General features: G+C 68.9%; 20 protein-coding genes. 4 read left to right on the top strand and 16 right to left on the bottom strand.

The features are described 5' to 3' along the window. The first annotated feature begins 109 nt into the window (after positions 1–109). From QSU92_RS10805 to QSU92_RS10795, 3 genes are read left to right on the top strand one after another with little or no spacing between them, the layout of a single operon-like run. On the top strand, positions 110–1,357 hold the full coding sequence (locus tag QSU92_RS10805; RefSeq protein WP_289261683.1) for an ROK family protein: 1,248 nt from the start codon (positions 110–112) through the stop codon (positions 1,355–1,357). Positions 1,358–1,410: 53 nt separating this feature from the next. Next, positions 1,411–1,821 (top strand): hypothetical protein, encoded by a 411-nt coding sequence (locus QSU92_RS10800; RefSeq protein WP_289261681.1) that lies wholly within the window; start codon positions 1,411–1,413, stop codon positions 1,819–1,821. Continuing rightward, a complete protein-coding gene (locus QSU92_RS10795; protein ID WP_289261680.1) occupies positions 1,811–2,815 on the top strand; it encodes a restriction endonuclease subunit R in 1,005 nt (334 codons plus the stop codon). The genes QSU92_RS10800 and QSU92_RS10795 overlap by 11 nt, the downstream gene beginning before the upstream one ends. A 15-nt stretch (positions 2,816–2,830) precedes the next feature. Here the strand turns inward: QSU92_RS10795 and dinB are convergent, their stop codons facing one another. The 16 genes from dinB to QSU92_RS10715 all read right to left on the bottom strand — a co-directional run bounded on the left by dinB (position 2,831) and on the right by QSU92_RS10715 (position 17,043). After that, a complete protein-coding gene (gene dinB, locus QSU92_RS10790; RefSeq protein ID WP_289261679.1) occupies positions 2,831–4,039 on the bottom strand; it encodes a DNA polymerase IV in 1,209 nt (402 codons plus the stop codon). A gap of 248 nt (positions 4,040–4,287) precedes the next feature. Then, entirely contained in the window at positions 4,288–4,905 is a 618-nt protein-coding gene (locus QSU92_RS10785) for a histidine phosphatase family protein (RefSeq protein WP_289261677.1), read from the bottom strand. A 52-nt stretch (positions 4,906–4,957) separates the two neighbouring features. After that, positions 4,958–5,950 carry a Gfo/Idh/MocA family protein gene (locus tag QSU92_RS10780; protein WP_289261674.1) on the bottom strand — a complete coding sequence of 331 codons (993 nt, stop codon included), beginning with the start codon at positions 5,948–5,950 and terminating at the stop codon, positions 4,958–4,960. Between the two features lie 2 nt (positions 5,951–5,952). Beyond that, positions 5,953–6,825 carry a ThuA domain-containing protein gene (locus QSU92_RS10775; RefSeq protein WP_289261672.1) on the bottom strand — a complete coding sequence of 291 codons (873 nt, stop codon included), beginning with the start codon at positions 6,823–6,825 and terminating at the stop codon, positions 5,953–5,955. Between the two features lie 3 nt (positions 6,826–6,828). Beyond that, positions 6,829–7,836 (bottom strand): sugar phosphate isomerase/epimerase family protein, encoded by a 1,008-nt coding sequence (locus tag QSU92_RS10770; protein ID WP_289261670.1) that lies wholly within the window; start codon positions 7,834–7,836, stop codon positions 6,829–6,831. A 23-nt stretch (positions 7,837–7,859) separates the two neighbouring features. Continuing rightward, positions 7,860–9,047, bottom strand: a complete 1,188-nt coding sequence (locus QSU92_RS10765) for a Gfo/Idh/MocA family protein (protein WP_289261668.1) — start codon at positions 9,045–9,047, stop codon at positions 7,860–7,862. Beyond that, positions 9,044–9,280 (bottom strand): hypothetical protein, encoded by a 237-nt coding sequence (locus QSU92_RS10760; RefSeq protein ID WP_289265976.1) that lies wholly within the window; start codon positions 9,278–9,280, stop codon positions 9,044–9,046. Before QSU92_RS10760 ends, QSU92_RS10765 begins: the two co-directional genes overlap by 4 nt. Beyond that, a complete protein-coding gene (locus tag QSU92_RS10755) occupies positions 9,192–9,461 on the bottom strand; it encodes a C-glycoside deglycosidase beta subunit domain-containing protein (RefSeq protein WP_289261667.1) in 270 nt (89 codons plus the stop codon). The genes QSU92_RS10760 and QSU92_RS10755 overlap by 89 nt, the downstream gene beginning before the upstream one ends. Before the next feature lie 10 nt (positions 9,462–9,471). Then, positions 9,472–10,254 carry a nuclear transport factor 2 family protein gene (locus tag QSU92_RS10750; protein WP_289261665.1) on the bottom strand — a complete coding sequence of 261 codons (783 nt, stop codon included), beginning with the start codon at positions 10,252–10,254 and terminating at the stop codon, positions 9,472–9,474. Further along, positions 10,247–11,293, bottom strand: coding sequence for a sugar phosphate isomerase/epimerase family protein (locus tag QSU92_RS10745; RefSeq protein WP_289261663.1), 1,047 nt, complete (start codon positions 11,291–11,293; stop codon positions 10,247–10,249). The genes QSU92_RS10750 and QSU92_RS10745 overlap by 8 nt, the downstream gene beginning before the upstream one ends. 10 nt (positions 11,294–11,303) lie before the next feature. Then, positions 11,304–12,413 carry a sugar phosphate isomerase/epimerase family protein gene (locus tag QSU92_RS10740; protein ID WP_289261661.1) on the bottom strand — a complete coding sequence of 370 codons (1,110 nt, stop codon included), beginning with the start codon at positions 12,411–12,413 and terminating at the stop codon, positions 11,304–11,306. Beyond that, positions 12,410–12,814, bottom strand: a complete 405-nt coding sequence (locus QSU92_RS10735; RefSeq protein ID WP_289261659.1) for a C-glycoside deglycosidase beta subunit domain-containing protein — start codon at positions 12,812–12,814, stop codon at positions 12,410–12,412. Before QSU92_RS10735 ends, QSU92_RS10740 begins: the two co-directional genes overlap by 4 nt. A gap of 77 nt (positions 12,815–12,891) precedes the next feature. After that, a complete protein-coding gene (locus tag QSU92_RS10730; protein WP_289261657.1) occupies positions 12,892–14,400 on the bottom strand; it encodes a GMC oxidoreductase in 1,509 nt (502 codons plus the stop codon). Next, complete coding sequence (locus tag QSU92_RS10725; RefSeq protein ID WP_289261655.1) at positions 14,397–15,191, bottom strand: sugar phosphate isomerase/epimerase family protein; 795 nt, start codon at positions 15,189–15,191, stop codon at positions 14,397–14,399. The genes QSU92_RS10730 and QSU92_RS10725 overlap by 4 nt, the downstream gene beginning before the upstream one ends. Positions 15,192–15,240: 49 nt before the next feature. Next, a complete protein-coding gene (locus QSU92_RS10720; protein WP_289261654.1) occupies positions 15,241–16,077 on the bottom strand; it encodes a carbohydrate ABC transporter permease in 837 nt (278 codons plus the stop codon). Between the two features lie 3 nt (positions 16,078–16,080). Beyond that, positions 16,081–17,043, bottom strand: a complete 963-nt coding sequence (locus tag QSU92_RS10715) for a carbohydrate ABC transporter permease (protein WP_289261652.1) — start codon at positions 17,041–17,043, stop codon at positions 16,081–16,083. A 171-nt stretch (positions 17,044–17,214) separates the two neighbouring features. Here QSU92_RS10715 and QSU92_RS10710 point away from each other — a divergent pair, with 171 nt between their 5' ends. Then, on the top strand, positions 17,215–20,439 hold the full coding sequence (locus QSU92_RS10710; RefSeq protein ID WP_289261650.1) for a glycosyl hydrolase: 3,225 nt from the start codon (positions 17,215–17,217) through the stop codon (positions 20,437–20,439). Positions 20,440–20,527: the final 88 nt, after the last annotated feature.

Here is a 20,527-nt window from a genome sequence, read left to right as displayed (position 1 = left end):
AGCCCGAACACCGGCGCTTCGGTCTGAACAATACAGAAGGCTAGGCGAGTTCGGCATTAGTCATCGGTGATATGGGCTCTTCGTGGCATCCGTTGTGTCAGAATCGAGCGTGGCGAGAGACAGCACCCTCCGATTCGCGGCGCAGACCGATGAAGTGACCAGCCTGTTGCGGATCGTGAACCTCGTTCGAACCGGGGAGGCGGCGACCCGCCCGGAGATCGGACGCATCACCGGACTCGGCCGCGGCGTCGTGACGCAGCGGGTCGATCAGGCGATCGACATGGGATTTCTCGCCGATGGCGACTTCGGCCCGTCGTCGGGGGGTCGCGCGCCGCGCACGCTCCACTTCCGCGCCGACCAGGGCCGCATCATCGTCTGCGCCCTCGGCGCACTGCACATCCACGTCGGCGTCGCCGCCCTCGACGGGGATGTCCTCGCCGAGGTGCACCGGTCGTGGGAGATCTCCCGCGGCCCCGCCGACACCCTCGATGTGGTGATGAGCATGATCGACGAGGTGCTCGAACGCACCGGCGACGCCCCGGTCTGGTCGGTCGCCGTCGGCGTGCCTGGTCCGGTCGATTTCGAGACAGGCCGTCCCGTCGCCCCGCCGATCATGCCGGGCTGGAACGGTTTCGACATCCGGCGACGCTTCGAGCAGCGCTTCGACGCCCCCGTCTGGGTCGACAACGACGTGAATCTCCTCGCTCTCGGCGAGCGCGCCGAACGGCACCGCCACCACGCCGACCTCGTCTACATCAAGATCGGCACGGGAATCGGCGCAGGCCTGCTCTCGCGCGGAAGGATCCATCGCGGCGCGAACGGGTCGGCAGGCGACATCGGGCACGTCCGGGTCCCGGAGTCGGACGCGCCATGCCGCTGCGGGAAGATCGGGTGCCTCGAGGCCGTCGCCGGCGGCTGGGCGCTCGTGCGCGAGGCGCAGGCGCGCATTCAGGCGGGGGAAGCCAGTCGCCTGTCCCCCGACGACCTCAGCGCCGAGACGATCTCGCTGGCGGCCGAGGACGGGGACGCGCTGGCCATCTCGCTGCTGCAGGCCTCGGCGCGGGTGGTGGGCGGATCCATCGCGACACTGGTCAACGTCTTCAACCCGGGCATCATCGTGATCGGCGGGGCGGTCGCCTCAGCCGGCGAGCTCTATCTCGCCGAAGTGAGACAGCGGGTGTACGAGCTCTCGCTGCCGCTCGCGACCCGGGACCTCGAGATCGTCCAATCGGTGAATGATCCCAACGCACCGCTCCGGGGCGGGGCAGAACTCGCGCGGGAACAGCTGTTCGAGGTCACCTTCGCCCGGTGGTTCGCCGACGGTCGACCGACGAGCGAGCGGATCGCTTTTACCTGATTTCGACGTAAGCATGTATCTTCTAGGTCAAAGACACCACGAGGACGTGCTTCATGAGTCTGCCCAGCCTGCGCGATGACGCCCTGAGCTCCACGGACGTCGGCTTCGAGCTGCGGATCTCTCTGCCGTGGATCAGGTCGCTGCCGGTGTGGAGCGTGAACTCGCTGGAGCTGGCCGTCGACGGCGATCCCGTCGGCGTGTCGGCTGTGGGGATCGGCGATCGCCGCGTCGCCCCCTCCGCGCTCGCCTTCGAGCGCGGTTGGTGGTTCGTGCAGGATCGACTCCGGCTCGAGGGACGACGGATGCTGGCACCCGGCGTCCATGAGGTGATGCTCGGTTTCCGGCTGATCGTGCCCTACCTCGACGCGGGTGGTGACGGGCCGCTCAGCCTCCCGTTCTCCTCCGCGCGCACCCTTCTGCTGGACGCGCCCGCCATGGGGACGGTGTCGCGCGATGTCGCCTGATGCCGCAGCATCCCTTCCCCCCACCCTGAAGATCGGGGCGAGCGCCTTCAACTGGACCCCTGAGGTCATCCGCGCCGAGCACGCCGCGACCGACATCACCGTGGACATCGTCGCCGAGGGGGTGAGCACGCTCGTCGAGGTCGAGCCCGGCCAGCTGTGGCGATCGTTCCCGGTCACCCGTGTCGACGAGGCCGCGCTCCTGCGCGAGCACCTCGCGGCGGTCGGAGGGCGGGTCACCATCGTCGGCGCGAGTCTGGATGACTGGATGTCGCCGACGCGGCGTCGCACCGAGGAGGAGCGCCTGGAGTTCCTCGTGCCCCAGCTGCATGCCGCGCATGCACTCGGTGCCATCGGTGTGCGCCTGCCGATCGGGCAGGCGGGGCCCGAGCTCCTCCGACGACTGCTGCCCCTCCTCCACGAGCTCGATCTCGTGCTGTTCGAGGAGGCGCAGGGGTCGCAGACTCCGCAGTCTCCGACGTCGGCGGAAGCGTATGACGTGATCGCCGAACTTGACGATCGCCACGTGCGCCTCCTCATCGACATCAGCATGCTCATGCCCGCGGTGCCGGTCAGCTACCTCTCCGAGCTCGAGCGCGGGGGTGTGCCGGCTTCACTGCGTGAGCGCGTGCGCGACCACTGGCGCGATCCCGCCACGCTGGGCGTAGTCGTCCAGCTGCTGCGGTCGGGCGGGGTCCCGGGACCGGTTCGCACGCTGTACATGGACATGGTCGTCCGCTTCGGGCGGTCGTCGGTCGACGTCATCCGTCCGGTTCTGCCCCTGGTGGCTGGATTCCACCTCAAATTCTGGGATCTCGAGGATGCGGACGGCCGCGTGTGGCAGCCGGTGCGAGACCTCGGCGCGCAGCTCGCGGGGAGCGGGTTCGACGGCGTACTGACCAGCGAATGGGGCGGTCATGAGTGGCTCGACGCCGACCCCACCGAGATGACGCGGGCGCACATCGCAGGGGCCCGCAAGGCCCTCGGGATCGAGTGAGCGGGGTCTCGGTCGTCACTCGTGCTCGGGGAGGATCGGGGTCGACCACCCCGGATCACGACCGAGCTGCGTGGCGCGGGCGACCGCGGTGGAACCGAAGCGATCGCGGAGGCGGTCGAGCACGGTGTCGAGGGCGCCGTCGACCTCATCCTCCCCGCTGAAGTCGAGGGGCAGCTCGGGCTGGACGCCGTCGGCGCGCTCGAGGTGCGACAGCGAAAGACCGATGAGGGTGATGCCCCGCTCGGTGATCGCCGGAAGGGCGGCGGCCAGCAGCATCCGTGCCGTGTCGAGCAGCAGCGACGTGCGGTCGGTCGGAAACCGGAGCGTGCGAGACCTCGTCGCCTTCGTGTAGTCGCCGAAGCGGAGGCGGAGAACGATGCTCCGGCAGACGCGGTCGCCGTCGCGGAGCCGCCGGGCCAGCCGGTCGACGATCTGGCTGAGGATGACGTCGAGCTCGTCGGGGGTGCGGGGGCGGGTGCCCAGCGCCCGCTGCGACCCGATCGAGCGGCGCCGGCGGGTGGTGTCGACCGGTCGCGCGTCGCGCAGGCGCGCGAGCGCATGGAGGTGCGCACCCGCCGCCCTTCCGAGGAGGCGTTCGGCGGTCGCGGCCTCGAGCTCGGCGAGCTGACCGACCGTGCGGATGCCGAGGCCGTGCAGCTTCTCGGCCGTCTTCGCCCCCACACCCCACAGTCGCTCGACCGGCAGCGGCAGGAGGAAGGCTTCCTCGTCGCCGGGCTCGACGATGAGGAGCCCGTCGGGCTTGCTGACGGCGCTGGCGACCTTGGCGAGGAACTTCGTGCGGGCGACGCCGACCGAGATCGGAAGGCCGACCTCGGCGCGGACGCGTTCGCGCAGGCGCGCAGCGATGTCGGCGGGAGGGCCGGCGATGCGTCGGAGTCCGCCGACCTCGAGGAAGGCCTCGTCGATCGAGAGCCCCTCGACCAGCGGGGTGGTGTCGCAGAAGATCTCGAACACCGCCTTGCTCGCCGCCGAGTACGCCTCCATGCGCGGGGGCACGACGATCGCATCGGGGCAGAGCTCCCGCGCCTGACGCCCGCCCATCGCGGTGCGCACCCCGCGCGCCTTCGCTTCGTAGCTGGCGGCGAGGACGACCCCGCCGCCGACGATCACGGGGCGGCCGCGGAGGGCGGGTGCGTCGCGCTGCTCGACCGAGGCGTAGAACGCATCGAGGTCGGCGTGCAGCACCGTCGCGGCGTCGCGCATGTCACTCCCTCTCCCGTGCGCATCGTCGCACGGGGGTGTGACATCGCGGGCCGGAGGCGGCCGGGCCGGCAGGCTGCGTGACCGAGGTGGCGGAATTGGTCGCCGCTCAGCGGCGCGGGCGGCATTTTGTGCCACCTCGATGGCAGTGGTGCGATCGAGGTGACGAAGATGGTCGGATCTCGAGCTTGCCGGCGACCAGATTCGCCACCTCGATCATGCGCGTCTTCGGGATGACAGCGCGCTGACCGTCAGCGGCCGCGCACGTGGTTCCACTGCAGCACGACGGGCCGCCCGTGCTCGAAGCCGAGCTCGTTCACCGCTGAGGTGCCGAGCCAGAAGTAGCGGCCGCCGGCGGCGGTGAGTCCGAGCCAGGTGCCGGTGAGGGCGCGGATGAAGTGGGCGTGGGAGAACATCAGCACGTGCTCGCCGCGCTCGAGGTGCGGACGGATGTCGCCCAGCAGCGACTCGGCGCGGGCGGTGACGGCAGCGATGCTCTCGCCGGGAGTCTCGCCCGCGGGCGCCCCGTCATCCCAGATCGACCACGGGCGGCCGAGCTGCGCGATGATCTCGGGGGTGGTGAGCCCCTCGTACGCGCCGTAGTCCCACTCGTGGAGGCGCTCATCGGGCTCGGCGTCGGGGAACCCGGCATACCGCGCGGTCTCGACGGCACGGCGGAGCGGACTGGTGAGCACGCGGTCGAAGCGACGGGCGGCGAGGAGCGTGCCGGCGAGCTCGGACTTGTAGACGCCGGTCTCGGTGAGCGGAATGTCGGTGAGACCGGTGTGGCGCCCGATCTTGCTCCACTCGGTCTCGCCGTGTCGGACGAGGACCATCGTTCCCCGGGGTTCAGTGCTCGCGGTGCTCATCACCCTTTCATCCTGCCCTGCCCTGGCCGCGAAGTCCGATCACCGCAGCCCGTCAGCGCGGCTGCAGGCCCGCCGCGCGGTAGACGTCATCGACGAGCTCCATCGTCCGCACCGCGTCGGCGGCCCGGAGCGGCGACGGCCCGTCGGGCACCACCTCGACGAGATGCCGCAGCTGCGCCGCGTAGCTCGATTCCGTCACGTCGGCCTTCTCGTCGATGAGCACATCGTCGCCCGCGGTGACGCGGAGCGTCGCTCCCCACTGCGGCACGATGACACTCGTCGCGTGCAGCGTCGCCGCGGAGCCGACGACGTGCAGATGCATCCGTCCCTCGTCGTCGCCGAGGAACGACGCACGCACCCGGGCCGTCCCGCCGCGGGAGAAGGCCAGCACGAAGTCGGTCTCGAGATCGACCCGCGGGTCGGCCTCGTACACACGCGATACCGATGACACCACCTCGGCGTCGCCCCACGCCGCGCGCAGCAGGTCGATCGCATAGCAGCCGACATCCATGACCGCCCCTCCCCCGAGGTCGCCGTCGAGCCGGATGTTGCCGGGCTTCACGACGAAGTGGGGGATGCTGAAGTCGACCTCGACGTCGTGGATGTCGCCGAGGACGCCCGAGCCCAGGACGTTGAGCACCCGGCGCGTGAACGAGTGCAGACGATAGTGGAAGCCCACGAACGCCGCGCGGCCGTTCTCTTCCGCTGCCTCGGCGATGCGGCGCGCGTCGGCACCATTGGCCGCCAGCGGCTTCTCGCAGAGCACGTGTTTGCCGGCGCGGAGGGCGGCCGTCGCCCACTCGGCGTGCACGGCGGGCGGGAGCGCCACGTAGATCAGATCCACGTCGGCGTCGGCCATCACGTCGGCGTAACCGCCGGCCGAGGGGATGCCGAACCGGTCGGCGAACGCGCGCGCACGCTCAGGGTCGCGTGATCCCACGGTGACCACCTCGACGCCTTCGATGAATGCAGCCGGCTCCACCATGGCCCGCTCGGCGATACCGCCCGAGCCGAAGATCCCGACCCGCAGCGGCTTGTTCGCCACGTTCAGCCCTCGCGGTTGTAGTAGGGCCAGGGGAGGAAGCGGCGCTCGCCACGGCGATCGGGACCCTCGAGGGTGACCTCGCCGGTGGCCGCCCATTCGACACCGCGCGGGAACATGCGGATGAACTCGATGCGCCGGAACGTGTCGATGTCGTGTCCGATCGTGATCGTGAACGACCGCCCCTCGCCGTACTCGTTGATCCAGGCGATCGGCTGGTCGGTGTTCATGCCGTTGAGCGCAGCGATCCCCCCCTCGGGGATCTCGACCGGGTAGTGCGACATCGGCCACATCGGCGCGTTCTCGTACGCCTCGAGATCGTCGAAGGTCGTCAGCAGCACCTGGGCGCCCTCGTAGAGGTCGACGCCGGTGAGGATGTCGTCACCGGTCACCGTCCAGCGGGCGCTGATCCCTTCGGTGATCGGATGCCGCGGCTCGACCGTGTCGAGCTGTGCCTCGCCCCACGGGCGGGGACGCAGGCCGGTCTCATACGCGCTGAGCTTGGCGCCGCGCATGATGTTGTACTCCTCGGGGTAGCCCCAGCGGTCCTCCTGTGCGGCCGAGCCGTGGAACCAGACGATGCCCTTGCCGTCGTCGTGGACGAACTTCAGGATCGCCGCGTCGGTCTCCGCGCCGAACCCGACGGCCTTCTCGAAGAAGCCGTCGCGTCCCTCGAAGACGACGATCAGCACGTCGTACTTGTCGATGATGTCGGCACCGAGCCCTCGCGGGTCTTCCACGACGCGCACCTTGAAGCGGCCGGTGTCCTCGAGCAGGGTCGTGATCCACTGGTTGTGCAGGCGGAAGCTGCGGTGCTCGTTGTCGTGCTCTCGCGTCATGTGGCCCGAGAGGATGAGGACGTTCAGGATGTCGGTCATTCGTCAATCCGCCCTGGTCGAGAACGCGGCGTCGAACGCTGCGGCGGGTGGGGTGATGGCGTTGAGCTTGCGGACGAACTGCAGGGCTTCGGGGGCGCCGATGAGGCGGTCCATGCCGGCGTCCTCCCACTCCACGCTCGTGGGTCCGTCGTAGCCGATCGCGTTCAGGGCACGGAACAGCGGCTCCCACGGCACGGCACCGTGACCGGTCGAGACGAACGTCCACCCCCGGCGCGGGTTGGCCCACCCCAGGTGGGAGCCCAGCACGCCGTTGCGGCCGTCGAGGTTCGTGATCGATTCCTTGACGTGCACGTGGAAGATGTGGTCGGCGAAGTCCAGGACGAAGGCGACGGGATCCAGCTGCTGCCACATGAAGTGCGACGGGTCGAAGTTGAGGCCGAACGATGCCCGGTGGCCGATCGCTTCGAGGGTGCGCTTGGCGGTCCAGTAGTCGTAGGCGATCTCGGACGGGTGCACCTCGAGACCGAACCGCACGCCCTCCTCCTCGAACACGTCGAGGATCGGGTTCCACCGGTCGGCGAAGTCCTGGTACCCCGCGTCGATCCACTCGTCCGAGGCCGGCGGGAACATCGCCACCGCTTTCCAGATGGATGACCCGCTGAACCCGTTCACCGTCATCACACCGAGCTTCGCCGCCATCCGCGCGGTGTCCTTCAGATCCTCCGCCGCGCGCTGCCGGACCCCCTCGGGATCGCCGTCGCCCCACACCCGGTCGGACAGGATGTCACGATGCCGCTGATCGATCGGGTCATCGCACACCGCCTGACCGGTCAGATGATTCGAGATCGCCCACACCCCCAGACCGTTGCGCTCCAAAATCTCCTTCCGCGACGCCACGTACTCCGCGTCATCCCACCGCGACACATCCAGATGATCACCCCAGCAGGCGATCTCCAGCCCGTCGTACCCCCACTCACCCGCCAGCCGCGCCACCTCCTCGAACGGAAGATCCGCCCACTGACCCGTGAACAACGTGATCGGTCGTGCCATGTCAGGCTCCTTCAGTAGAGAGATCAGACCGCGACCGGCGCGTTGGTCGCGACCGGCGTCCAGGCGGCGTCGTTCTCGCTCGACCGCTCGACCGCGTCGAGCACCCGCTGCACGCTGAGGCCTTCGGCGAAGCTCGGGTGCGGGTCGGTGCCTTCGGCGATCGCGGTGACGAGATCGACCACCTGGTGGCTGAAGCCGTGCTCATATCCGAGCATGTGGCCGGCCGGCCACCATGCCGCCACGTACGGGTGCACGGCTTCGGTGACGAGGATCTGGGTGAAGCCCTGCCGCCCCTCGGGGGCTGTGCGGTCGTAGTAGCGCAGGCTGTTGAGGTCCTCGAGGTCGAACGCGAGCGCGCCGCGGTCACCGGAGACCTCGACGGTGAGCGCGTTCTTGCGCCCCGTCGCGAAGCGCGTCGCCTCGAAGGAGGCGAGCGACCCTCCGGAGAGTCGGCCGGTGAAGATCGCGAGGTCGTCGACGGTGACCGTGCCCGTACCCGCACCGGCCTCGCCGCTGAGGCCCGAGCCGGCCGCCTGCAGCGGACGCTCCGAGACGATCGTCTCCAGCGTGCCGCTCACGCGCTCAACTGCCTGCCCGGTGACGAACTGCGTCATGTCGATGATGTGCGCGCCGATGTCGCCGAGCGCGCCGGTTCCGGCGTGCTCCTTCTGCAGGCGCCACGCCAGCGGCATCGCCGGATCGACGAGCCAGTCCTGCCGATACGCAGCCCGCACCTGCTGCACCGTTCCCACGGCACCCTCGGCGATCATGTCCCGCATCAGCGTGACCGCCGGAACCCGCCGATAGGTGAAGCCCACCATGGCGCGCATCCCGCGTTCGGACGCCCGCTCCGCGGCATCCGTCATCGCCTGGGCCTCTGCGACCGTGTTCGCCAGCGGCTTCTCGCACAGGACGTGCTTGCCCGCCTCCAGGGCGGCGATCGCGATCTCGGCGTGCGAGTCGCCGGGCGTCACGATGTCGACGATGTCGATGTCGTCACGTGCGATCACCTCGCGCCAGTCGGTCGCCGACTCCTGCCAGCCCCACTGGGCCGCGGCATCCGCCACCGCCCGCGCGTTTCGACCGACCACGACGGCCATCTCGACGGCTTCGGGCAGGGTGAACACCCGCGGCGCCTGGCGCCAGCCCACCGAGTGCGCAGCCCCCATGAAGCCGTAGCCGATCATGGCGACGCGGAGCGGCCTGGTCATGCCAGCACCAGCTCCCGTTCCACAGGCACACGGTTGGTCACGTACCGGCCGGGTCCGCCGTCCACGCCCGGCATGATCTGCATGTACAGCAGGCGCATGGTGAGCACCACCCCGACGGTGACCTTCTCACCGGCGGCAGGCGGGTCATCGAGGCGGATCAGGACATCGGGGCGCTCGGCGACGAACCAGAGGGTGTCCCACTGCTCGGGGAGGCTCCTCGATGCGGTACTCACGTCCCTCGAGCACGAAGCGCAGGTCTTCGGTGGCGACCTCCACGCCGTTGACGGTCGCAGCGACGTCGTCGACCGCAGAGAGCCAGAGACTCCGGTACCAGGGGATCTGCAGCGAGACGGCCAGGCCGTCATCGGTGCGACGGACGTCGTCGTCGCGGAAGAGGGAGTCGTGCGTGGCCATGATCTTTTCCTCAGGCGTAGGTGTCGGTGAAGGTGTCGTGCGGAACCGGCGGGGCCGGCTCGAGCTTCTGCACCGTCTCGGGGCTGTACGGGTGGTTGGTCGACGGCACGGGCTCGTCGGCGGGCGGCATGAAGACCGGCTTGCCGTCATCGCCGAAATACATGAGGTCGAGGTCGAACGCGCCCTGGTTCTTCAGGCCGAAGCTGACCCAGTTCTCCTCGAACGGCGCGCGGGCGAGCTCGTAGCAGCGGAACTTCCAGAACTTCCACTCGCCGTCCTGCTTGAGGAAGTCGATGGCGTACTTGCACCACACCCAGTGCGCCCAGACCTTCTTGCCGAGCACCTCGTCGGGGGAGTACATGTCGGGGAAGGCCTCAGCGACCTCGGGGTCCGTGAGGCCGGACTCGGTTCCTGCCATCAACCACACGCCCTTGGCGGTCTTGCCGTCGGCAGCTACCTCGATGACCGGGGTCGTCGTCGCGTGCAGGATGAGCTTGCCCTCCGGGTGGGGCCGACCACGGTGGTACTCGGTGACGCTCTTCCACGTCGTGTACTGACCGGCGTTGGTGTAGCGGGCGCGAATGCCCTCCGTCCCTTCCTTCACCCAGAGCGGGATGATCTGCTCGTCCTCGAAGGCGTTGTGGAGGTACATGTAGCGGTTGAACAGGTTCTCGACCTGTCCACGGTCCTCGGCGCGCTGCGCGAAAGCGCGGGCGGCGACGACCTCCTCGCGGAGGGCGGCGAGCTCGGCGGCGAGCTCCGCGACCGAGACGTCGGTGGCGGTGTCAGACATTGGCGGTCTCCTTCGACTGCTCGGCGACGGTGTCTTCGATGGCTTTGCGCATGAGCGCATGCTGCTTCTTCACGAGATCGATGGGGTCGGCCTCGCCGAGATCCTGGAAGGCGTGGCCCTCCCACTCGCTGGAGAGATATCCCTCGTAGCCGCCCACGACGAACTGCTTGACGATGCGCGGGATGTCCATCGCCGGCTCTTCGCCGTCGGCACCGATGTCGTAGAACTTCGCATGCACGTGGAAGATCTGCGGCATGATGTCGAGCCACTCCTCCGCCGGCACGAGACCGTGCATGTTGAAGGCGAGGCGCGTGAACGGACCGAAGGTCAAGGGGTCGACACCCTCGCTGACGAGGTAGTCCTCGAACTTCTGGTTGCGCACGTGCATGGGCGTCGGCTCGTGCCAGATCTCGTCCATGACGGAGAAGTGCTTCTCGTCCATGCCCATCTTGCCGAGCTGCGCGAGCAGCGTCGGCGAGAGGCTGTGCATCGTCGAGGAGAAGTCGGCGGTGAAGCCGAGGCGCTCGGACTGCAACTCGTCGTACATCTCGCGCATCTGCAGCACCTGCGGGTCGTTCGGCCCTGACGGTGCATGGATCTCGTAGCCGAGGTACTGGTCGTACTCCTCGGCGAGCGGCAGGAGGCCGCGCAGGAGCTCCTTGCCGTGCGAGCGGATGACCACTCTCTTGAAGCCCAGCGTGTGCGCGGTCTTGAGCTGCCGGGCGAGGAAGTCGTGCTCCTCGTCGGGGGTCATGTCGCGGTCTTTGCGACGACCCATGTCGAGGTTCGTGCCGACCGCGCTGGCTTCAAGGCCGTACTTCTCCAGCGAATCGAACCACAGCTTCACGAACTCCTGATCCACATCGGGGTACGTGCGCAGCAGCTGGGCGATGTTGAACTCCACACCCGGGCCGATGCCCTCGTCGTAGACGGCCTTGATGAGCGTCTCGGGCGTGTACAGGCCCGCAGCGAACTCGCTGGTCATCGAATACAGGGTGGTGCCGAGCTTGATGCCGGTTCCGGCGATACCTTCGCTCATCATCGTCCTCTCAGGAGCGCACAGCGTGCGCGAGGTGGGAATCGAGGATGCGGCGGGCCTCCGCAGCATCCGTGATCATTCGGGAGCCCGCAGCCTGAGCGGCCGCACGCTGGATCGCCTGCTCGTCGCGGATGATCTCGAACGGGCTCTGCCAGTGGTTCCAGTGCCAGCCCTCGTACTCGCTCGAGATCGCGCCGCTGTAGCCGTTCTCGACCAGCAGGGTGGTGAGTTCGGTGACGGGCACCGACGGCTCCTGGTGGTTCTCGTCGATGCCGAAGAACTTGCCATGAACATGACGGATCCAGGGGAAGATCTCCAGCCAGTCATCGACGCGGGCGGGACCGAACAGCCCCGTGCCGTTGATGCCGACGTCGATGCCGAGGTCGGGGCGGCCGTGCTGGTGCGCGAGCCCGATGAAGCGTCCGAAACGCTGGCCGTGCTCGGCCTGATCGGCGGGGGGTCCCTGCTCGTAGAAGTCGTTCCACAGCTCGACGACCGCGGTGAGGAACTCCTCGGAGGCGCCGCGGCGACGGTAGGCCTCGATGAGCGAAGGAGCGAAGCCCGAGACGGTGGCACCCCAGTCCATCGTGAAGCCGAGGAAGGGCGAGCCGACCTTCTCGTAGCGGTCGCGGAGGGCGAGGATGCGCGGGTGCGACGCGTACTGGTCGGCGTGCACCTCGAGTGCGAGGGTGACGCCGTACTCCTCGGCGATGGGTGCGAGCGCCTCCATCGAGTCGGGCGTGATCGAGATCTGCACGCGCGCGATGGGGAAGCCGAGCTTGGCGGCGGCCTGGATCTGGCGCCTCATGTACTCCAGCAGCTCGTCTTGGTTGAGCAGCCGGTCGCGGTGGATACCGATGTCGGCGTTGACCGCGAGGGAGGTGCGCACGAGGCCGGCCTCGTCCACGAGGTCGGAGAAGGATGCCGCGTACGCATCGTCGATCTCGGGGAAACCACGGAAGCTCGAGAACCCGATGATCTCCAGGCCGGGGCCGTACCCCTCGTCGGCGACCTTGCGGATCAGCTGGTCGAGGTCGTATTCCCGGCCGTGGAACGCACGGGTGAAGCTGTACAGGGTGACGCCCTGGATGGGCGTGCCCGGTGTGGCGGCGGCGGTCATGCCGAAACCTCCTGGCGGACGGTCATCTTCTTCGTGTCGCGCTCCTCGATGTGCAGCACCTCGTCGTCGGAGATGATGATGTACGGGATGTAGAGGACGAGCTCGACGCTCACCTCGTGCTCGCCGCTGCCGGCGACCTCGAGATCGCCGGAGAGCACCGCCGAGTCGGTCGGGAACCACCACTCGTCGGTGTTCGTCTTCAGCTCGTCGAAGGTGAAGTCGGTGCCGTTCATCCGCCAGCGAACGGACTCCGCCGGCGCTTCCACTCCGTCGACGGCCAGCTTCGCACCGGCGATGCACGATCCCGGCAAGGCGCGGTACCAGGGCAGGCGCACCTCGACGGCGGCACGGCCGCTCCCGGTGGTGAGCGTTCCCTGCTCGATTATGCGATCGGGAATCACAGCGACCTCCTTGTCACGGCGGCGAGCGCCGCAGACTGCTTTGTCATGTTTCACACACTCTAATGTCTCTTTCGCACCTAAGCAAGTGCGGCAGCAAGGGAACGAGCCCCGGCCACCGCGAGGGCGACCGAGGTGAGGGTCGGGTTGCACGCCGTCGGCGTGGGGATCACACCGTTGCCGGCGACGTACAGGCCGGGCACGCCCCAGACCTGGCTGTCGGGTCCGCAGACGCTCGTGCCGTCATCCGTCCGGCCCATGCGCGTCGTGCCCTGATAGTGCAGCGACGAGCCGAGCGGCAGGGTGAACGGCCGGCTGTCCAGCGGGTTGCCGATCGCCTCTCCGAGGCGAACGATCTCGGTACGGGCCCGATCGATCACCTCGTGGTCGCGCGGGGTGAGCCGGTAGTGGATCCGCAGCGCCGGCATGCCGTAGCCATCATGCGCATCGTCATCGAACTCGACGCGGTCATCGGCCTGCAGATCCTTCGCGCAGAAGAGTCCGAGCCCGACGATGGAGCCCGGGACGACCGGGTCGTCCTCGGCGAGGGGGATCGGCGAGGCGTCGAGCTGCATGATCTGCCCGTGGAAGGGCACCTCGTCGGTGAACGGCACCCAGCTGACGCCGCTGTACTCCGCCAGCCCCGTGGTCGGCGCATCGGCGCCGAGGGTCTCGACGCCGCGCAGCCGCGAGGCGAAGACGATCTGCGCCTGATCGTTGAGATAGCGCCCGAGGGCGGGGGGACGGATGCCGGAGGCCCAGAGCACCTGCGGAGTGCGCAGCGCATCGGCGGCGACCACCACGAACCGCGCCGCCACCCGGTGGGTCTCTCCGGACCGGAGATCCCGAACCTCCACGCCCGTCGCGCGACTATCGCCTGTGAGCACCCGCGTGACGAGCGACTCATCGAACAGGTCGAAGATGGGGTTGTCGCGAGTGACGTCGCCGAGCACCACATCCGATCCCGACCAGACCAGCCGGCCGTCGGCGCGGCGGTGCGCGGCCAGCGGCATGCGCTGCACTTTCGCCTCCGCCGTCCGGCCTTCGTCGACCGCGACGGCGAGGCGATCCCTCACGATCTTGCCGAAGGGCGCGGCGTCGAAGGCGTCGGTGGTGACGCCGAGCAGGCGCTCCGCCTCGGTCAGCAGGTCGTCGAGGTCGGGGAGGAAGGCGATCCGCTCGCTGCCGCCGGGCCGCGGGCAGGCACCAGTCCAGTGCGCGGCCATGCCGCCGACGTTGCTGGACATCGCCGCCACCGGCATCCCGTCCTCGTCCGGGAATCGGAAGCCGTCCTCGAGGAGGAACGTGCCCGGTCGAGCGGCGCGCATGCCGGCCTTCGCCTGGCCGGGGTTGGCCACCTTCTCGCCGCGTTCGCCGGGGCCTTCGGAAGCGGCTTGCGCGCGGGCGCGGGCCTCGGGGTCGGCGATGTTCTTCACATGGGCGCCCGGCGGGTCGGACACCGTGGGACCCACCTCGAACATCGCGATCGTGGCGTTCGGCGCCTGCTCGCTGAGGACGCGCGCGTACGCCGCGCCGGTCGGACCACTGCCGACGATGGCGACATCGACCTCGGAGGGGTACCGCGTCATGCCGATGCTGCCCATTCGACGATGCGCGCGACCGAGGCGGCGGACTCGATGGTGGGGTAGTACTCCAGGCCGATGGGTCCGTCGTAGCCGGAAGCGCGCAGGACGCCCAGACGCTCAGTCCAGTCGAGGCCGCCGGATCCGGGCTCACCCCGGCCCGGTGCATCCGCCAATTGGACGTATTTCACGAGGTCGCCCGCGTTCGCCAGTTCGGCGGCCATGTCTTCGCCCTCCACCGCGGAGTGGTAGACGTCGTAGAGCACCCCGAAGAAGGGCGAGTCGACACCCCGGGCGACGTAGACCGCCTCGGCAGTGCGGTCCAGGAGGGAGCCGGGGTGATCGACCCGCACGTTCACCGGCTCGAGCACGAGCGTGATGCCTGAGCCGTCGATCTGTGCGATGGCCTTCTGGTAGATCTCGACGAGCTTGTCCAGCTGCACCTGGCGCTTCCACCCGCCGAACCCCGTGCCGCTGCCGACAACGATGCGCGGGCAGCCGAGGTCCTGGGCGATCTCCACGCCCTCGTCGAGCTTGCGGAAGAACTCGGTGTGGTCCCACGGCGGAATCATGAACTGGGTGCGCGGCTCCGACAGCTGTGCGGTCAGTTGAGTTCCGGTCTCCTCGAGCGCCGCCTTCAGCGCCGGCAGGTCTTTCGGCTGCGCCGGAGCGTCGACACCGGTGGGACCCCACATCTCCACGGCGGTGAACCCGGCGGCCGCGGCCGCGCGGACGCGATCGTGGTAGTCACCGGCTTCGGTGAAGAGGAGTTCGATATTGGGGGCGAGCTGATACACGGAAAGGTCTCCTGACGGGATGCGGGTGGGTCGACGGGCGGGTGAGGGCTCAGCCCTTGAGCCCGCCGGCGAAGCCCTGGATGAAGCGCTTCTGGGCGAACATGTAGAAGGCCAGGATCGGGATCATCGAGATGATCACGACGGCGAAGATCTTGTTCCACGCCGACACCAGGCCGCCGACGTAGGTGTACATGGCCACCGGAAGGGTCTGCGTCGTGGTGCCGCCGAGGAAGATCAGCGAGTTGAAGAAGTCGTTCCAGATGATGAGGCCGGTGAGGATCGCCACCGTCCCGGTCGCCGGCGCCATGAGAGGAAGCACGACCCGGAAGAACGCCTGCGTGGGCGAGGCGCCGTCGATGACGGCGGCTTCTTCGTACTCGGTCGACAAACCTCGGAAGAAGCTGGCGTAGAGGAAGACCGACAGCGGCAGGAGGATTCCGGCCCACAGCAGCACCATGCCAAGCACCGACCCGGTCAGACCGACGCTGCGGGCACCGATGTACAGCGGCACGGTGCCCAGCTGCGCGGGGAGGATGATCGCGATCAGCACGAGGTAGTAGGTGAGGGTCGTCCAGGTGCGGGTGCGCCGCGCGATGACGTAGGCCGACACCGACCCGAGCAGCACGAGCAGGAAGATCGACCCTGCGGTGATGAGAGCGCTGTTGAGGATGCTGAGGGGGATGCTGTTGCGCCCCGTGGTGGTGAGCACCTCGACGAAGGCGTTGAAGGTCGGGGCGGTGGGCGGGGCGACGGCGCTGGAGGTCAGGGCCTCCTGGTCGGACTTCAGCGACGTCATGATGAGGATCCAGAAAGGAAGGAGTCCGAGGAGGGTCACCACCCAGACGAAGACCTCGCGCGTGGCAGTGAGTTTGGTGTAGCGGAACATGTCTCAGGCCTTTCCGACCGAGCGGTCGCGGGTGAGCCACTGCTGGAAGATGGCGAAGACGAGGATGATGACCGTCAGCACGAGCGCGAGCGCCGAACCGAAGCCGAACTGACCGAGTGAGAACGCCTGCTTGTAGACCTGGGTGGCGAGGGTCTCGGTGACTCCGGCGGGTCCACCGCCCGTGAGGGCGAGGATCTGGTCGAACACCCGCAGCCCCTGGATGATGCCGAGGGTCGTCGCGATGGCGATCGAGGGACGGATGGCAGGAGCGACGACATGCCGGAAGCGCTGCCAGAGGTTCGCGCCGTCGAGCGCCGCGGCCTCTTCGACTTCGACGGGCACCGACGCCAGTCCCGCGAGGTAGATCACCATGGTGAAGCCGGTCTGCTGCCAGACGATGACGATGAGGATCGCCCAGATCGAGTAGGTGGGGTCGGCCAGCCACACCTTCTGCCACGACTGCAGGCCGATGAGGCCGAGGAAGTCGTTGAGCGGCCCATCGAACTGGAAGATGAACTTCCACACGTACGACACCGCCAGGGGGCTCAGCACCACCGGCATGAACAACAGCGTCCGCAGGATGTAGCGGGTCTTCAGCATGCGGTTGATGGCGAGGGCGTAGAGGAGGCCCAGAACGTTTGTCAGCACCACGGAGCCGATCGCGAGGAACAGGGTGTTCCAGACCGAGCCGAGCAGAAGCGGGTCGCTGAAGATGCGGACGAAGTTGTCGACGCCGATGAATTCCCAGTCGCCGAGGCCCGTCCAGTTGGTGAAGGCGAAGAACCCGCCCGTCAGGGTTGCGACGTAGTGCACCCCGATGACGAAGATCACGGCGGGCAGCGCCCACCACCAGTGGCCGTAGCTGATGAGCGGCCGGCGCCCCTTCACGCGGGTGCTCGCCCGACGGTTCTTCGGCGGCACGGTCACCGCCCGGGTGCTCTGATCGTCCTGCATCGTCGCTGTCATTCGCCCTGACCTCGTCGTCGTCTGCGCGCCCGCAGCAGTTTCGGGGCGCCGTCGATTCAGGATCACACGCTTGCGTCGAAACCGCACATTAGTTTTTGCGATATCGGATATAAGTGGGCGCGAGGCGCGGGAGGGTGCCGCCCCGATGCGGCGCGGTGGCAGGATCGGCGCGTGATCGAGCCCGCCCCAGACACCGTCGCCCGCCTCCGCCGGGTGTTCCTCGACCCGCCCGCCGATGCGCGACCCCACGTGTGGTGGCACTGGATGGACGGCAACATCGACATTCCCGGTCTTCTCGCCGACCTCGAGTGGATGCGCGAGGTCGGCGTCGGCGGCGTGCAGATCTTCGACGGCGGCATGGGGCTTCCGTCGGTGGTCGCAGCGCCGGTGCGACCGGGAACACCGGCATGGGACGAAGCGATGACCGCAGCGACAGCACGGGCGCGGGAGCTCGGACTCGAGGTGGCGGTGGCCACCTCCTCAGGGTGGAGTGCCTCGGGCGGGCCCTGGGTGGAGCCCGTCAACGCGATGAAGAAGGTCGTGTGGTCGCAGGCGATCGTCGAGGGTGGCACACCGGTGCGCGTCCCTCTCCCCCCGCTACCCGACGCCGTGGGCGCGTACCAGGATTGCGGATCGGATGACCCGGAGCGGCGGTTCACGGCTCCGTGGCGGGTTCTCGCCGTACCCGAGGATGTCGATCGCCTGCCGCTGCGTGCCGAGACGGTCGACACGTCTGCAGGCGCCGTCGGGTCGCCGGAGGTCCTCACCGACGGCTCCTTCGTCGCCGGCGTCGCACTGGCCCGTGATCCCGATCGGCCGTCTGAGGCCTGGATCGTGCAGAGGTTCGACGAGCCGGTCACCGTGCGCTCGGTAGTCGTGGGACTGCCCGGTCCCCGCGGCTTCGGCGCCGCGCCGCCGGCGGGCGCGGTGCTCGAGGCGGAGCGGGTCGACGGCGTGTGGGCCTCGATCTCCGAGCTCATCGACACCCGCGCGCCGGTGCGATCGGCCTCCTTCGCGCCCGTGACCTCCCGCGTGTTCCGGCTTCGGCTGCACGGCGAGCCTGCCGCAGCGGCGCTGCCTCCGACGGCCGACGGCCTCGCCACACCACCCGTGCTCCGCCCCGCCCACACCTTCGAGGTCAGCGAGTTCGCCCTGTTCAGCGCGTCCCGTGTGCACATGAGCGAAGCGAAGGCCGGCTTCGGCGTCGCATCCGACTACTACGCGCTCGACTCCCCCGACGCGGCGGCCGGAGTGATCGATCCGGCGGAGGTGGTCGACCTCACCGGACACGTCTCAGACGGCATCCTGCACTGGGCTCCCCCGCCGGGACGCTGGCGCGTCCTGCGACTCGGAGCCTCGACCACGGGCGCGGTCAACGGCCCGGCACTTCCCGATGCGACGGGTCTCGAGGTCGACAAGCTCGACGGCCGCCGGGTGCGCAGCTATCTCGAGACCCACCTGGCGCGCTTCGCCGGGGCGGCGGCAGAGGCCGTCTCGGCGCTCCTCAGCGACAGCATCGAGGCGGGGCTGCAGAACTGGACCGATGCCATCGCCGAAGAGTTCGCCGCGCGGCGCGGCTACGATCCGACGCCGTGGCTACCGTGCCTCCTCGGATGGGTGGTGGGCGACGCGGGCCGCGCCGACGCGTTCCTGTACGACTATCGACGCACGCTCGCCGAGCTTCTCGCCGAGCACTACTACGGCACCCTCGCCGCGGTCGCGCACGAGCGGGGCTGGACCCTCTACGCCGAAGCGCTGGAAGATCGTCGCCCGCAGCTCGGCGACGACCTGGCGATGCGGGCAGCGGCCGACGTGCCGATGGGCGCGATGTGGACCTTCGCGCCGGAGGACGGGCCCAGACCGACGTACGTCGCCGACCTGCGCGGCGCTGCGTCGGTGGCGCATGTGTACGGAGCCTCCCGCACCGGATCAGAGGCGTTCACCGCCTTCGAAGACCCGTGGACGGCGACACCCGGCAGCCTCAAGCACGTCGCCGATCTGCAGCTCACCCTCGGTGTGACCCGGTTCTGCATCCACTCGTCACCGCATCAGCCCACGACGGTTCCGCCTCCCGGGATGGCTCTCGCGCCCTTCCTCGGGCAGACCTTCTCTCGAAACGAGACATGGGCTCGAATGGCGAGACCGTGGACCGATTACCTCGCGCGATGCTCGGCGCTGCTCGCCGAGGGCGAGCCGGTTGTGGACGTCGCAGTGTTCGTCGGCGAGGAGGCACCGGTCACGGGCCTTTTCGGCGAGGCATCGGACGAGACCGTGCCCCCGGGGTACGGCTTCGACTACGTCGGAGCCGACGCCCTGGCGAACGTCCTCCGGGTCGAGGGCGGGCGGGTCATGGCGCGCGGCGCCTCCTATGCCGCCCTGTTCCTCGGCGGCACCTCACACCGGATGACACTCACCGCCCTCGCTCACATCGAGCGCCTCCTCGCTGCCGGCGCAACCGTGGTGGGGCGTCCACCGGCCGCTTCTCCGTCGCTCGCGGACGACGTCGAGACGTTCACCCGTGTCCGCGACCGGATCTGGGGCTCTGATCATGGGGGACGCCTCGTGGCAACATCCGATCTCCATGGCGCGCTTCGGGGGCTCGGCATCGCGCCCCCGGTCACCGTCGCCGACCCCTCCGTCCGCACCCTGTCGCGGCGGATCGACGGACAGCTGCTGACCTTCGTGGCCAATCCCTCCGCCGCCCCGATCACGACCACGGTGTCGATCGGCGACGCGGAGCGCATCGCCCGCTGGGACGCGGCCACCACGATGGTCACAGCGCTCGAGAGCGCGCCGGACGACGACCCGACGACCTTCGAGCTGACGCTCGGGCCCTTCGGTTCTGCGTTCCTGCTGTCCGGAGCAGACGCGCCCCTCGTCTCCGAGGTCGACGAGCGGTCGGTGCCCCTCGAGGGGCCATGGCGGATGACACTGCCCGGGCTCGCACCTCGAGAGTTCACCACCGGGCCCGAGCCGTGGACGCAGCACCCGGAGGCTGTCGGCTTCTCGGGGGTCGGCACCTACGAGACGCGGTTCACCCTCTCGGCCGCGGATCTGCAGGGGCGGGTGAGCGTGGAGTTCGAGGCCGTCCATGACATCGCGGAGATCCTCGTGGGCGGGGAGAGCGCCGGAGTGGTGTGGACAGCGCCCTGGCGTCTCGACATCACGGGTCTGGTCGGCGAGGGGCAGAACGACGTGACGGTCCGCGTGGCGACGGGGTGGCGCAACCGGCTCATCGCCGAGGCGAAGGCACCGACCGGGGAGGTCTATGAACCGATGACGACGGTCTTCACCGTGGACGCGACCCCTCGGCCCGCCGGGATCGCCGGGCCGGTGTCACTCGTTCTGGGCCCAGACCGGCGAATCAGCAGGACTATGGCTATACATAAGCACTAGTTATGTCGAAAAGCGGCATATCGTGTCAGGCTGATGGTGCGGCAGATCCGAAGCCGCGCCAGTTCTGCACTGGCGACAACGACGTCAT

Source organism: Microbacterium sp. ET2 (genome assembly GCF_030347395.1).
In the GTDB taxonomy this organism is placed as follows: Bacteria; Actinomycetota; Actinomycetes; order Actinomycetales; family Microbacteriaceae; genus Microbacterium; species Microbacterium albipurpureum.
The sequence above is the reverse complement of the archived record's forward strand: the minus strand, read 5'-3'. Positions and strand labels throughout refer to the sequence as shown.